1 protein-coding gene is annotated in these 487 nt (G+C 58.1%); it reads left to right on the top strand.

What is annotated here, in order from left to right:
* Positions 1-431 (top strand): helix-turn-helix domain-containing protein (locus C5748_RS27480; RefSeq protein WP_146119661.1); only part of this gene is annotated, 431 nt, incomplete at its 5' end.
* Positions 432-487: the final 56 nt, after the last annotated feature.

The following is a 487-nucleotide window of genomic DNA, read 5'->3' as shown; positions in this document are numbered from 1 at the left end:
TGGTTCGTCAGACCCCGGCGACCCTGGAGGCAGCCAGGGCGCCGATTACGGCAATCCAGTTCGACCGGGTCCGGCGTTTCATCGCCGAGAATCTGAAATCGCCCGATCTCACTCCAGACACGATCTGCGCGCGCCTCGGCCTATCCCGGCGCAATCTCTATTATCTGTTCGAAAAGCACGGTGGCGTCGCAACATTCATCAAGAACCGTCGATTGGCGGCATGCCAGCACGCCCTGACGAAATCGAGCGAGCGCGAGCTGATCAGTTCGATCGCCTACGAATACGGCTTTACCAACCCGTCTGCCTTCAGCCGGCAATTCCAGGCGCGATATGGTTTCAGTCCGAGTGAAGTGCGTTCTGCCTATGTCAATGGCCCCAATGCCCACGTCGCCGCCGGCAGTACCTTTGTCGATTGGCTAATGCGCGTTTGAAGAGAGCCAGGCACAATCATCGTCCAATCTTCTTGCCGGGTATGTCAGACATCGAG

The organism is Phyllobacterium phragmitis, from assembly GCF_002980495.1.
Classification (GTDB): Bacteria; Pseudomonadota; Alphaproteobacteria; order Rhizobiales; family Rhizobiaceae; genus Paramesorhizobium; species Paramesorhizobium phragmitis.
The sequence above is the reverse complement of the archived record's forward strand: the minus strand, read 5'-3'. Positions and strand labels throughout refer to the sequence as shown.